The 13,768-nt window shown below is 56.7% G+C and carries 12 protein-coding genes; 1 reads left to right on the forward strand and 11 read right to left on the reverse strand.

Annotated elements, in window-relative coordinates:
• Positions 1-66: 66 nt before the first annotated feature.
• From ACR0IY_RS18400 to ACR0IY_RS18415, 4 genes are all read right to left on the reverse strand, one after another.
• The gene (locus ACR0IY_RS18400) at positions 67-1,302 is read right to left on the reverse strand and encodes a DUF3179 domain-containing (seleno)protein (RefSeq protein ID WP_480675876.1); all 1,236 of its coding nucleotides are present in this window, start codon (positions 1,300-1,302) and stop codon (positions 67-69) included.
• Between the two features lie 19 nt (positions 1,303-1,321).
• Positions 1,322-2,989: a sulfatase-like hydrolase/transferase gene (locus tag ACR0IY_RS18405; RefSeq protein WP_480675878.1), complete on the reverse strand. Its 1,668-nt coding sequence runs from the start codon at positions 2,987-2,989 to the stop codon at positions 1,322-1,324.
• A gap of 108 nt (positions 2,990-3,097) precedes the next feature.
• Positions 3,098-4,735: a sulfatase-like hydrolase/transferase gene (locus ACR0IY_RS18410; RefSeq protein ID WP_480675880.1), complete on the reverse strand. Its 1,638-nt coding sequence runs from the start codon at positions 4,733-4,735 to the stop codon at positions 3,098-3,100.
• 11 nt (positions 4,736-4,746) lie between these two features.
• Positions 4,747-4,998, reverse strand: a complete 252-nt coding sequence (locus ACR0IY_RS18415) for a hypothetical protein (RefSeq protein WP_480675882.1) — start codon at positions 4,996-4,998, stop codon at positions 4,747-4,749.
• A 122-nt stretch (positions 4,999-5,120) separates the two neighbouring features.
• Between ACR0IY_RS18415 and ACR0IY_RS18420 the strand changes: the two genes are divergently transcribed.
• Complete coding sequence (locus ACR0IY_RS18420) at positions 5,121-6,443, forward strand: tetratricopeptide repeat protein (RefSeq protein WP_480675884.1); 1,323 nt, start codon at positions 5,121-5,123, stop codon at positions 6,441-6,443.
• Positions 6,444-6,488: 45 nt separating this feature from the next.
• Here the strand turns inward: ACR0IY_RS18420 and sstT are convergent, their stop codons facing one another.
• The 7 genes from sstT to ACR0IY_RS18455 form a co-directional block, all read right to left on the reverse strand.
• On the reverse strand, positions 6,489-7,718 hold the full coding sequence (sstT, locus tag ACR0IY_RS18425) for a serine/threonine transporter SstT (RefSeq protein WP_480675886.1): 1,230 nt from the start codon (positions 7,716-7,718) through the stop codon (positions 6,489-6,491).
• Between the two features lie 152 nt (positions 7,719-7,870).
• Entirely contained in the window at positions 7,871-8,386 is a 516-nt protein-coding gene (locus tag ACR0IY_RS18430) for a hypothetical protein (RefSeq protein WP_480675888.1), read from the reverse strand.
• Positions 8,387-8,615: 229 nt separating this feature from the next.
• The gene (locus tag ACR0IY_RS18435) at positions 8,616-9,029 is read right to left on the reverse strand and encodes a VOC family protein (protein WP_480675890.1); all 414 of its coding nucleotides are present in this window, start codon (positions 9,027-9,029) and stop codon (positions 8,616-8,618) included.
• Between the two features lie 215 nt (positions 9,030-9,244).
• Positions 9,245-10,219, reverse strand: a complete 975-nt coding sequence (locus tag ACR0IY_RS18440) for a sensor histidine kinase (RefSeq protein WP_480675892.1) — start codon at positions 10,217-10,219, stop codon at positions 9,245-9,247.
• Entirely contained in the window at positions 10,216-10,893 is a 678-nt protein-coding gene (locus ACR0IY_RS18445; protein WP_480675894.1) for a response regulator transcription factor, read from the reverse strand. Before ACR0IY_RS18445 ends, ACR0IY_RS18440 begins: the two co-directional genes overlap by 4 nt.
• Entirely contained in the window at positions 10,890-12,434 is a 1,545-nt protein-coding gene (locus ACR0IY_RS18450) for a DUF4153 domain-containing protein (protein WP_480675896.1), read from the reverse strand. Before ACR0IY_RS18450 ends, ACR0IY_RS18445 begins: the two co-directional genes overlap by 4 nt.
• A 121-nt stretch (positions 12,435-12,555) precedes the next feature.
• Positions 12,556-13,575, reverse strand: coding sequence for a helix-turn-helix domain-containing protein (locus ACR0IY_RS18455; protein WP_480675898.1), 1,020 nt, complete (start codon positions 13,573-13,575; stop codon positions 12,556-12,558).
• Positions 13,576-13,768: the final 193 nt, after the last annotated feature.

Below are 13,768 nucleotides of genomic sequence, written 5' to 3' on the forward strand. Positions count from 1 at the left end.
ACGGCGTTTTTCATATACTGGGTCTGACGCTTGACCACGCATGGCAAACATCCGGGTTTATTGACGTTAAGCCGCCATATTGTCTGCTTTGGGGCCAACACGGTTGATATCGGTTTCTGGGAAGAACTCGGACCAAACGTGCCAAAAGACGCCAGCGCGCAGGGTTTCGACCCGTTGCAACCGGCCCTGATCCGACATCCCCCAGAAATCGCAACGCGAAACGGGTTTGCCGCTGTCATTATACCAAACGCCGAGGCTTTCGTATTTCGGGTCTAGGCTGACGACGACATCGCGGCCGCCCACCGTGGCATTCACAATCCAGTTGTTGTCGACGATGAAATCATCCGTCCAGCACGCCGCGTCCTTGCCAATGGTAATCCCCCAGACATAGGTTTTGTTGGGCAATCGGTCGTCCGAGCGGTCCATATTGTCCATGACAGGCGCGTCTTCCTGATGCTGACGGCCAATGCCCCAGCCAAATGTGATCTCGGTCACCATGTCCAGCAACCGAAGTGCTGGATTGGGCGAGGGCTTGTTCAGAAACACCTCGCCGTCTGGGAACGCCTTTTGGAACCCACGGAACGTCATCCGGTAGGTCGGCCAGGGCTTCATCTGCGCTTCGGGCCGCAGGGGGCAGGCCAGGCCGTCGGCATTTGGATCACGGTCGGCCTCGCGGAAGCCATAGATGTGCTGGATTGGCTCACCTGTCTCATTGTCCCGCAGAATCAGGTTGTTGCCGTGTTGGGCAAGCACCTCAAGGTCCAGTCGATTGCCTTCGATCCGGGGGGCATAGCCTTGCCCCAGATTTGCCATCGCGCAATAGGTCATGACCACATCCTCGCCGCCCAGACCGTCGGCGTCCCCCGCCAGATGAGGCCGCATTATCTGCGCATCTGGGTGCGCCCGGGCATGGCCGTTGTTTTCAATTACTATGACCGGCGCTGTCGGACCGACGTATTTTCGGGCCTCGCTGATGGGAAAAAAGGCGGCATCGTTCAGCTGATTGCGCAGCCCCAGATGCACCCAGACGTAAGGAAACCCATACAATAGAAGAACAAGCACTGACGCTATGGCCCACAGCCAGAAGCCCCCCCCGCCCAGAATGAAATGTGCCAGCGTTGCAACGGCAAACGCACCCAATCCGATGGCGATCAGGCGGTATTCGTGGCGGATGAAACGCACCATGTTCTTGCGTTTGACCTTAAGCAGCATTTGCGACACGTCGCCCAGATCGCGGAAATAGACAAAGCCGATCCCAAGCGAGACGATCAAGCCCAAGGTGAAGAGTATGTTTCCGGCCATGTGCACCTCCTCATCCGTGTTATTGCTGTGGCGAGGCGCGCTTGATCATAAACGCTTCGACGGCCTTTTGGGTTTCGGGGCGGATGTTTTCGATCCCTTCGTAAGGCACACCATAGGCGGGCGTAGTGTCGGGGTACTTTTCCTTTCGTGCCATGTGGCGGCCCAGAATTCGTGCGAATTCCTGCCCTCCCCATGCGCCAACCTCAGTCGAGACCGAGTATTCTTCCCGCGTGTCCCGGTAGAGATCAAAGAACTTTGCCAGAATTGCGCTTTCCCCGGGTCCTGGTAGCTTTAGCTTAAGCTGGTCTTTTACGATGGCTTCGGGTTTGTTCACCGAATAGACGATAACATGATCACGGCGTGCTTTGGATTCATCTGCAAACAACAGCGCAGCGGACTGGTCCACCCCATCCACCAACCGATCCCGGGGGATATGCTGATCGGCCCCGGCAAAGCGCGACAGCGTGGTATACAAGTCCGACACGTGGATAATGCTATTCAGCAATCCGTCGGCTTCGATCATACCTGGCCAGCGGATGAAGGCGTCGACGCGTACGCCGCCCTCGGTCGTGTCACCTTTGCCGCCCGCATAGATCAAAGGCGTAAATCCGGACTGCGGCGCGTATTTGGTGAAATGGCCGTTGTCACCCATGACGACGACGACTGTGTTTTCTGCCAGTCCCAGCTCATCCATCCGCGTGAACAAGTCACCCAGCCACTCATCCAGCAACTGCATCTTGTCCACATACAAACCACCATTCACGCTCTCAGGTCCAGATCGTCCGGCACGGGTGTTGTCCAGTGGGATCATTGGCCAATATTGCAGGAAGAAGGGTTCTTTTCCGCTCGCAAGCCGGTCGAGTTCCTCAAGCGTCTTGTCCTGAAATGCCTGATTCATCTCGTCATATTTGGCGGCGTTCCAGCGTTCGCCGGATTCCATTCGAATTTCGCGAATTGGCCCACCGGTTTCGCCTTCGATAACAGTCATCATCGCGGCAGAGTCCGGACGGAACCAATCATCCAGCGTGTATTTGTCGTCGTAGTCCCGGATCGCAACCGAGACCTGTTCCTTGATCGCGTCGTCGTTGAAGATGGTTAGCTGACCCTGTTGGTGGATGGCGTGCTGGGCGTAGTCAAAGCCCTGGTTCATCGCCCAGCTTTCAGCAATATCGCCCATATGCCATTTGCCTACATGGCTGGTTGCATAACCTACCTGTTTCAGCACCTCGGCCAGCGTCACCTCATCGCCCGGCAACCCGAACCCGGCAATATCCACCGTAGTGTCGCCCATACCCATTCGTACGGGCAACCGTCCTGTCATCTGCGCCACACGGGTTGGTGTGCAAGAGGGTTCGGTGTACATGCGCACCATCCGCATAGCCTGATCCGAGAAATCGTTGATATTCGGTGTCTCATACCCACGAACCGCATTGAGCTCGGGGATGCCCATGTCGCCAAACCCCATATCGTCGATCAGCACGCTGACAATGTTCGGAGGTTTACCGCCATTGCCGTCCCGAAAAGCGGCCAGTGCCTTGTCTACCTCTGTATCATCCTGCGCCCATTGTTCGGCGTGCTGTGCCTGCAGAATGTAGAACTCGGCATCGTGTTGAATTGGATTTTCCTGCGCATTCGCCGATGCGGCCACCAAGCCTGTCGACAGAATGATCGACCATGTCAGTTTCATACCGATTTCCCCCCCAATTCCATGTGATTCAATCCGCGAGAACAGGCGCGATATCCGTATCATATTGAAACATTGTGATATATCACACCTTTTTTCTGAGAACTTGCATTATTGCCAGCTCATGAAGACATCGCGCGTCAGTTCAGATTCCGGCCGCAGGTTATCGATCCCTTCATAGGGCATGCCGGTACCGATTTCGGAATGTGGGTATTTGGCGATCATCTTCTGGTGACGTTTGATCATGTCCTGAAAGGACGCGCCGGCCCACAACGAGTATCCGACCAGAGGGTGTTTTTCGCGTGGATCGCGATAGATGTTGTAGGTAGGTGCGGCGGCACCGGGTTGGCCGGGGGCGGGCAGGTGCATCTTGAATTCCTGCTTGACCACTGACCGCAGCACGGGGCCTTCGTAGACATAGACGTAGTCACGTCGCCCATTGCCTTCGCCGTTCAGCAACAGGGCGGTCTGGTCGATGCCGTCAATGATACGGTCGCGCGGGATGTAGTCGGTCGCGCCCGCAATCCGTGCCATCGTGGTATAGATGTCGGACACGTGGAAGATATCACCCGCGGCACTGTTGGCTTCGATCACATTGGGCCAGCGGATAAAGGCATCCGTGCGCACGCCGCCCTCAAGGTGCTGGGTTTTGCCACCGCGATAGATCAGCTGATTCAAGCCCGAGGTGCCCTCGTAGTGATACATCAGGCCGTTATCGGCCATCAGGATTACAATCGTGTTGTCCGCTTCTCCGGTTTGCTCCAGTGCCTCAAGCAGATCGCCGATCCAACCGTCCAGCAACTGCAGCTTGTCCGCGTGAAACCCGCCATTTCGCGAGATCGCCTGATCGGGGTAAACAAAGTTCAACGGGTAGAGAGGCCAGTATTGCAGGAAAAATGGCGCGTCCTCGGCCGCAACGCGCTGTAGCTGTTCCAATGCCTGCCGCTGATAGCGTTGGTTCATGTCTTCGTATTTAGCCTGAGTCCAGACCTCGCCCGCCGCCATGTCGACTTCGCGCGCCAAACCTCCGGCCTCGGCTTCGACACCGGTGACCAGACCGTAGGGTTTGAAACGCGAGTCCAGAAGGAACTGGTTATTCTGCCCTTCGGGAACATAGCCAAGCATGGCATTGGCTCGCATCGCCTCGGGGGTCATGAGGCTCAGCTGGACTTGCTGGTGCAGTGGAAACGCGGCCCAGTCAAAGCCCTGATTGTGCGGATAGGATTGTTCGATATCGCCTTGATGCCATTTGCCGACATGGGCCGTATTGTAACCGGCCTGCTTCAGAATTTCGGGCAGCGTAACCTCAGAGGCCGGAAGACCTTCGCCCACCAATGCCACCTTGACCTCTTCCACCCCGGCCCGCACTGGATGGCGGCCCGTCAGCATCGCCGTTCGAGTAGGTGTGCAGGAAGGTTCTGTATACATCCGCATCAAAGACAGCCCCTCGGTCGCCAGCTGGTTGATGCTCGGGGTTTCGATCCCCATGACGTAGTTCATCTTGCGGTCACCCATCTGACCAAAGCTCACGTCGTCAATCAGAATGTACAGAAAATTGGGAGGTTGGCCGTTATTTGCTTCGCGGATTTCGGCCAGCCTGGCGTCGATCTCGATATCCTGCGCGTCCCAGGCTTCGCCAAACTGGGCCCGCAAATACTCGAACTCTCCGTCGTGAATGATGGGTCCGTCCTGAGAAAACGCCGGGGTGGCCGTCAGGAAAAACAAGGGCAGAAAAGAACGGAGTTTCATGCTAAAACCTTTCACTCATGGGTGCAGCCGGAAGCCTGCAATCGCTTTTCGATGCTGTTGCGTAAATCCGAGACACTTTCGGCCAGATCGGCAAGGTAGCGGGGATGCGATGGGCCCGCCGTTTGTGTGACAAGCGCCAGTTCCGAGAATATCTCTTGATAGTCCGCGCAAATCTGGTCGAACTCCTGATCCTGCGCCCGTAGAGCCAGCAACCGATGGGCTGCGTCGGGAAACTGTGCTGCAAAGAACTCATCATTAGTCATTGGGTTGGCACCCGCTGTATTCGCAGCCCAAACATGCCTGACCGAGAATGTGACTTGAACGTATTAAGCCGCATGCTACCGTAGCAACACGCCGACAAGTCCTTACTGTGAAAGGATAGTTCTTGACCGCGCTGTTTGGTGACAAATCGCAAAAGGAAACAGGGTCGTTCTCGAAAGAGCAGATCAATACTGCGCTAGAGCGGGTTTTGGAGTCGAAAGAATTCAAGGGTTCGGCGCGAATGCAGTCCTTTCTGTCCTATGTCGTGGCCGAAGCACTGGCCGGTCGCAAGGATGAGATACGCGCCAAGACCATAGCCATGGATGTTTATGGTTATGAGGCAGATGAATTGACCCGGCGCGAGGGCGTTGTGCGTGTCGATGCAGGCCGAGTGCGGCGCAAGCTAAGGGCGTATTACGGGGGTGGGGGTGCCTCTGACCCGGTGATCATTTCCCTGCCGGTTGGCAGCTATGCACCTGACTTTCAACCCGGCGCAGCAGGCAGGTCAGCGGGAGGACGCAGCAAAATTCTGGGTGGCGTTTTGGCGGGCGTGATCGGTCTGGGTCTTGTTGGGTATCTGGCTGCCTCGTTTCTCGGGGATGTCCCTGCGAAATTGGGCAGTGATGATCAACCCACGATTTATGATGTTTCCCCAACGCGGGTTGAGGCGATGAACCTGTGCAAAGCAGGGCGTGACCTGATCTTCCCGGTGGTTGATCTGTCGCGTCTGCGTCCAGCCCTGCTGGTTTTTGAGACGGCGATTGAACGAGACCCGCTGTTCTATTGCGGTTACGCCGGTGCGGCGCAGGTTCAAACCATGCTTGCTATCCTTCAGTTCAATCAGCCTGTTGCGACTGAGTTGCTGGGCACAGCGGACGACAACAGCGCCCACGCGCTGGAACTGGCCCCGGATGCGCCCTGGGCCCTGTCCGCCCGGGCGTGGCTCGAATTCGCAACAGGCAACTTTGACAAGGCGGTCAGTCTCACCGGTCGGGCAACGAATATGGCCCCCGATGATCCGCATATCGCAGAGTTCGACGCCCTGATCTCACTCTACACGTCCGATTTCGAGCGCGTCCTTTCGCATGCAGAACGGTATCGGGAGCTGGCCGAGGACGGCGGCGGTTCGGTAGCAGATAATGCGCTGGGCGCGGCACAGTTTTATACCGGCGACTATGTGGGTGCGATACGGACTTATGAGGACACGATCGCAAGTGGTGGTCCGTTCGGGCCGATCTCAACGGCCTATCTGATGGCGGCTTATTGGAAAAAAGGGGATCACGTTGAAGCGCGCAGATTGGCTGAAGTCTATGCCAAAACCTGGCCGAATTTTCCGCTGGAAGCTTTGAAGACCAGAGTGTTCGCAGCCCCCGAACCGGTACGTGATCTGACGGCGGCAATGCGCGCCGCCGGGTGGACCGATAAAAAGCAAACAACCGCCGAATAAAGCTCGGCGGTTGTTGTGTGTTTTGGGGTGGGTCTGCAGGGTCGCCTAGGCGGGGACCTCCTCCATAGGCAGTTTACGGGGGTAGGGATCGCCTTGTATGTACGATCCGGCTGCCGTGAACAGCACATCGGTGGAGGAGTTCAGTCCTGTCTCAGCCGAATCCTGCAGGACGCCAATGATAAAGCCGATGCTGACCACCTGCATGGCCGTCGCATTGTCGATCCCAAACAGGCTTGCGGCCATCGGGATAAGCAGCAGCGATCCACCGGCAACACCCGAGGCCCCTGTGGCGGCAACCGAAGCGATGATGCTCAGGAACAATGCCGAGAGGAAATCAACTTCGATACCCATCGTGTGCACGGCTGCCAGTGTCATCACCGTGATGGTGATCGCCGCACCGGCCATGTTGATCGTGGCGCCAATGGGGATAGTGACGGAATATGTTTCCTCATCCAGACCCATGCGGCGGCACAGCTCCATATTGACCGGGATATTCGCGGCAGAACTGCGCATGAAGAACGCGGTGATCCCGGATTCTTTCAAGCAGGTGAACACCAGCGGATAGGGGTTCTTGCGGATGCGCAGGAATACGATCAGCGGGTTGACCACCAGTGCCATGAACGCCATGCAGCCAATCAGTACCAACAGCAGGTTGCCATAGCTGGCAAGCGCGCCAAAGCCGGTTTCGGCAATGGTCGAAGCCACGATACCGAAGATACCAATCGGCGCGACCCGGATGATAGCAGAGACGATCTTGGTGATCGCACTGTCCAGATCGGACATCAGCGATTTTGTCGTGTCACTGGCATGGCGAAACACCAGACCAAGACCAACAGCCCAGGCTAGGATACCGATATAATTGGCCTGCGCTATCGCGTTTACCGGGTTGTCCACGATCTTCAGCAGGATGTTTTTCACAACTTCGGCCAGACCGTCCGGAGCGTCCAAAAGCTCGGGCGTTCCTGTCAGGTGCAGCGAGACCGGGAACAGGAAGCTGGCCGCTACTGCAACCAATGCGGCTGCGAAGGTGCCAAGAATGTATAGCATCACAACCGGCCCCATGCGGGCCTCGCTGTCCTTGCTGTGGTTGGTGATCGCGGCACAGACCAGGATCAGCACCAGAACGGGCGCGACGGCTTTCAGCGCATCGACAAAGAAATCACCCAGAAGCCCAACGGCCATGCCCGCCGATGGCCAAAGGGTGGCAAGAAGAGCACCGGCGACAAGGCCGATGATGATTTGAGTAACCAGGCTACCGCGCAGAATAAAATTCATCAGGACCATCCTGTTTCAATGGGGGCCGTCGGGGTGAATGAAACATCCGCTCAGGCTCGGTTAAGGTTGAAAGGTTGGCGGCTATATGGGCGCTTTGGATCCAATTTAAACATCTGGACTTAAATAAATGAGTCCAGTTTGAAGATCAGCCGTCAGTCCGCTGTTTCGCATGGCCGGACTTTGGGGGTCTCAGTGGACACGCGTTTCAGGCTCCAGGTGCAGGTCTGAACCGTGAGTCCAGGAAGGTTGGGAACCTGATCCGAAGCCCAGACGCTGGTGACCGCAAAGCTGAACGAAGCCGTTGTTGCGGTGGGGAAAATCCGGGCAAGCTCCTTTGATGGGAACGTGCCGCCGCAAGCCTCAAAATACCCGCTGATCAACGCGCCGTCCGGGGCCAGTGCAACCGATCCGGTATACAGGGAATATTCGGCCCCCAGCTCTTGTTTGTCGGTGTACAGAAGGTCGATTGAGATACGGTCGCCGTCCTGAATGATCCCGGCGTTCATGGGGTCTGACCAACTTGAAGGCACGCCGCCCGTTGTGCTGTCGCAGGCATAAATCCCTTCATACTGGCCGGTCAGCGAGAATTCGTCCGCATAGGCTGGGGCTAAGTTTGTAGCCAAGAGAATGGAAATGGCCGTTTGTCCTAAAATACGTTTCGAGGTCATTATGGGCTCTCCTCTGTGATGCGGTCAGGGAATGAGCTGTCAAAAATATTCGCGTGTGTCTTATTCCCTTGGCCAAAATGATGCCGCCAATCGCCCGCGCCCAGCGTGCCACTGCGATACGGCGAGGATCCGGCACCGTATTGATAATTATGAACAGTTGCGGCTCTGCGTCAAACCGGACTGAATACCGACAACCGGTCTGTGCATTTGGAATTGCCTGTTGTGGTAATTAAACCGCCTCATGAACCTCGATTATATTGCCCTCGGGGTCATAGAAGAACAGTTGGTGCCATTCTTTCGCGAAGGCTGTGCCGTAGTCCGAATAAGGCACCTCGTTGTCATCCAGCAGCTTTTTGAAGGCTTCTATGTCATCCGTACGAAAGGCGATGTGGCCGCGTTCGACCGGGTTGATCGTTTCGCCGTGTTTGAATGCGACATCCAGATTTTTCTCGGCCAGATGCATCTGTATCGCCCCGTCGGTCGCAAAACGTATCTTGCCGGCATAACCCGTGTCTTCGGTTGCGTCGGGCCTTGGAAAATTCTCGATCGGGATGTCCGCCAGCCCCAGAACCTGAGTGTAAAAGCGATGCAGCCGCTCGACATCGTGAGAAACGAAATTGAGGTGGTGGAATTCGAGTTTCATGTCGGCCCGGCTTGTTTAGTGATTTCAGCCAGCATTTAGCAAGAGTCAGTCATAGGCAAGCCCTTCGGTTCGGGGTTGTGAAGGTGTTGAAATGAAGGGAAAATATCCAAACAGCTTAACGTCCTGAAACTAACCCCTGAATCCTCGTGAATAGGCCGCAGTGTAGTTCTGCATCATGGGAAGCGCTGGGCCCATCAGTGATTGTGCTCGTGCAGTTATCTGATCCCGAAAAGAATCGAAAATGACGCACCTTCCGAGGCGGGTAGCTGAGAGATATCTCCGCCATGTGCGCGCAACGTGTTTCGAACGATGGCCAGCCCCATGCCGGTTCCGCCCTGATCGCGTTTGGTGGTGAAGAACGGATCAAACACCCGTGCCGCATTCCCGGCCGAGATTCCCTGCCCATCATCGCGCACGAGCAGCTGAACCTGCATCTCTTGCGCGACAGCGGATAGCTGCACCACCTGCGCGCCATGTTCCAATGCATTGCTCAGCAATTGGTGCAGTATCACCAGCAAGCCTTTCGGGCCGATTGGTATGTCGACATGCGCCCCGTCTAACCGCAGGTCCAGCGCCGGAAAATCACGGCGTAGACCTCCCTGTATCTCGTGCAGGGAGGTCGTTCCGTCATGGCGGGCCTCTCGGGCCCGGGCCACCTGACGCATTGCCTCGATCTGATGCTCCATCTGAACGCCAGCGCTGGCGATCTGATCGACCAGACGCAGGTTTTCCTCTGATAGGGTTTCATCATCCCGCAGTAGTTCTGAGGCGGCTCTGAGGGTTGCCACCGGGGTCTTCAGTTCGTGGGTGACATGGTCGGAAAAACTGCGAATCGTGGTTTCGCGGTTGCGCAGGGTTTCGGCCATGCCGATGACGCTGTGCGCTGTGGCACCGAGTTCCCGAGTGCCAAAACGCTGTGGCGGTGAAAGCGGATCAGCTGGGTGCTGGACAACCTGCGCGGCAAAGCGTTCCAGCGCAAAGATTGGTCGCAGCAACAGCCGGACCAACAACCAGCCCAAGACGGCGGTGGCTGCGGTAATGACCAACGCCAGCACGACGGCGGCATTTTTGTAGCCCAGGTCCGGCCCGAGATAGCGAAACCCTACCAGCCCGGTCAGAGACAGCAACAGCGTTCCGCACAATGCCCCGCCCAAAACAAAGGCCAGGCTTGGGCGCCACTTGCGCCTCATGCCGATACATCCTGAATGCGAATGCCGATCCCGTGTACGGTTTCGATCACCCCGGTACAACCTGCCTGCGCTAGCTTGCTTCGGAGGTTTCGCAAATGGCTGTCCAGTGTCCGGTCGGACACCTGCGACAGGGCTCCCCAAACGGTTTGGATCAACTGAGTCCGGCTATGCACGTGGCTGGGGCGCCTGACCAGAGTCGCCAGCAATGTGAATTCCGTCGCTGTTAGCGGCACCGCGTTCTCACCCAGCCTGCAGATATGCGCCCCGGTGTCGAGTGTGATCTGGCCATGGGACAGGATCGTTGACGGCCGTGGCTCGGACGTGCGTTTCAGAATGGCCCGCACCCGCGCCACAAGCTCGCGCGGGCTGAAAGGTTTGGTGACGTAATCGTCTGCGCCCATCTCCAATCCGAGTATCCGGTCGATCTCGTCATCGCGAGCGGTCAGGAACAGGATCGGTACGTCGGAGCGGGCGCGTATGCGGCGGCACACTTCAAACCCGTCCATCTCGGGCAGACCGATATCCAGAACGATCAGATCCGGGGCTTCTCGGGTGGCATGGGTCAGGGCAATCCCGCCATCGCTGGCCGTGATCACCTGAAACCCTGCTCGTTCCAGTGACAGACCGACCAGATCACGCAGGCGGGGATCATCATCAACCAACAGGATCTTCATTGCGCTTCGCCTTGTAAGTTCATCGCAAGATAGCCATTCACCCTCGCGCTGCGAAAGTCCCATTCGCGCCAGTTGGGATGGGTTGCGGCAGGATGCACACAGCTCTGCGCCCAGTCGGGAACGTGAGGGATCGGGTGCCGTGCAATCTGTGTGGCTATCGCCTTTGCCGCCGTGTGCCCCAGACCACAAACATAGGCCCAGTCTGTCCCAAAGGCGTTATTCGCTCGCGCCGCGCGCGACAGTGTATCCGCAGCGATAAGCGCGGCAAAATTAACGAAGGCACAAGCATAAAGCGTCCCCGCGCCCAACGCCGCGGTTCGCGCAATCAGCCAAGCGGACGACAGCCTTCTGTGCACTTGCCACGTCACCATGACCAATCCGATAACGACCAGTCCCATCCAGATCAGGGCATAAACCCGCAAATAAGTCAGACCGTACGCATCAATATAAAGGTTCAGCCGGAACGCGGCCGATAAGGTCAGCAGAATGTTTTGCGCCAACCACAATAGAAGAAGGGGCTTCAGCCCCGGTTGCTGATCCAGAAAAGGGCGTGCGGCCACTGCAAAGCCCCCCGCCAGCAGGGCTGTTAAAAGCAGCGGATAGGCACCGCGATGGGCATAGGTGGCATGGCTCATTCCGTCGGGCAGGGTAGCGCCTCCAATCAGAATCGAGGCATCCATCACGCTTTGTACCGCCAGCATCACGTTGAACAGGATCAATCCGCGAAAGACAGCATCTGCATTTAGTACACTTGGAATTTTCCCCTGCGGTACTGTTTTTGCTAACGCGGATTTCGGACTGGTTGCTGTCAGGAGCGGCCAGACCAACAGCGCCAACCCGATCCAGAAAACTGCGCGTCGAATAAGCATGAACACATCTAAATCGACTCTGAGGACGCGCACCAGTATTTGCTCAAACACAGGGTTTGCACTGATCAAAAGGGCGCTGAGTAACAAGACACCACCCAAAGGAACGGCCCAATTGTGTGCAAATGAGTTGGCGGAATGGTTTCGGGATTGACCGTCTGAGCTTAACCGATCGCGTATCAGGGCCGCGCCAGCTAACAGGCCGGTGGTCGGGACGGATTTGATCAGACAGAACACCGAACTTGCCAGCCACGGCAGCATCTTACTGGCTTTTATCTCTAAAGGTGTCTGCAAAAGCGCCACGGCGCTCAGCAATCCGGCGGTCAGAAAGATCAGTGACAGAAGTTGAACATATTCAAGAACTGGCAGCGAACACAGAAGCAGAACAAACCCCGCAGTCAGTTGTTGCCGTCGCGAAGAGTGGCCAAGGCAGGCTGCGAAAATGACAAACCAGGCAAACAAAACCAGTGAAAGCCCAGGCTTATATCCCCAGAAGAGCAGATCGCCCAAAAGTACAAGAAAGATCAGGGCGGCACAGCGCATTCGACCTACGGCAATGCCGGGTGGCTTACGGCGAGGTGTCGGGCCAGTCGAAATTCCACCTTCACACTCCAGCCACCAACCATCCTGGGCGAGGGATTGGGGCAGGCCGTGGATAGTAAGCTTTTTGGGCATGTCGTTCTCCTGCTTGAGCTTTTTCAAGCCTGAACGAGCAGCCTGCAGATAACCTGCAGCGATTGTGCAGAATTCGTGCAGACCAGACGAATTCCGTTCCGTTATCAGTCAGTAGAACCTTTCAATGGGCGCGTTCCTGTGCGCCTTGGTCAATTAACAACTCTCCGGCAAAACGGCAGTTGCGCACTGTCTCTGGGGTTGTCCGGTACTGCGCCCGAAATGCCCGGGCCAAAGCGACCGAGGACGAGAACCCTGTGGCCGCCGAGATTTCGGCCTGCGGCATGTCGGTGTAGCGAAGCAGGCCGTAGGCACGCTCCAGCCGAAGCTGGCGGTAAGTCGTCAGAAGTTTGACACCTGTTTTGGTCAGAAACCGTCGTTGCAATTGGCGGGTGGAGGCACCAAGTGCCTGAGACAGATCCGAAATCTTCAGAGGGTCTTCGACATTGTTCAGCATCGTTTCTATAACTTGCTGAACCATCGGATCAGCGCTTGAGCGCTGGATAAGCCGGGTCGCCAACTGGCTGGCGCAGCTGCGTTTTGGCTCGGTCATGCCGATATAGCTGCGCAGTGTTTCTGCCATGTGTTCACCGTGATCCAATGCCACGAAGTCGGCAAGCAGTCGCAGCGTGCTTAGTCTCGTTGCTGCGCTGTGAATTCGGCCGTCCGGGGAACGGTGTGTGCTATCGTGGCAATCCGAAAGTCCGACTTCCTGTGCGGCGGCTGAAAAATTCGGGTGAATGGCAGCAACCGGTTCCTCGGTCCGCCCCGTTTCAGCAAGAAGTAACACACTGCCACCCACCAATACCGTGCGCGACGCCAGGTTAAGAACCTGAGATATTCGGGTTCTGTCCTGCGCTGTGCATCGCCAAGTCCTGTGAATGTCCCCCCAGAAAATCGCGGTCCGACCAGTCCAGTAACGGGGGTCGCCGACTGAAGAATCGGAAATGCACCGAAAGTTCACAGCATAAGAGTGATTTTCGACCAGGTCGTTTAGAGCACTATAGAACTCGACGGCCATCTCTGCCGAAAATCTTGCCGTGTGGTCATTCAGAAAAACGTCGACATTGTGCAGTCGTTCAGAGGTAGGTGCCGCTGAATTGGCCAGGTGCCCTTGGTCGTTTCTGAGGACATAGTGTTTCATTGCTCCTCCACCCGCTGCAAGCGACCTGTGCGAGTCGCGCATTGTCGTTCATTAATTCTATCCCCCCGCAAAAGCGGGGGGTGTTTTTTGCGTTGGTTTTATTCAGCGGCGTCTTGGTATGCGTCCATTGGTGGGCATGTGCAGATGAGGTTTCTGTCGCCGTATGCGTTGTCGACGCGGTTGACTGGGGACC

The sequence above is a fragment of the Ruegeria sp. BC1 genome, assembly GCF_056539305.1.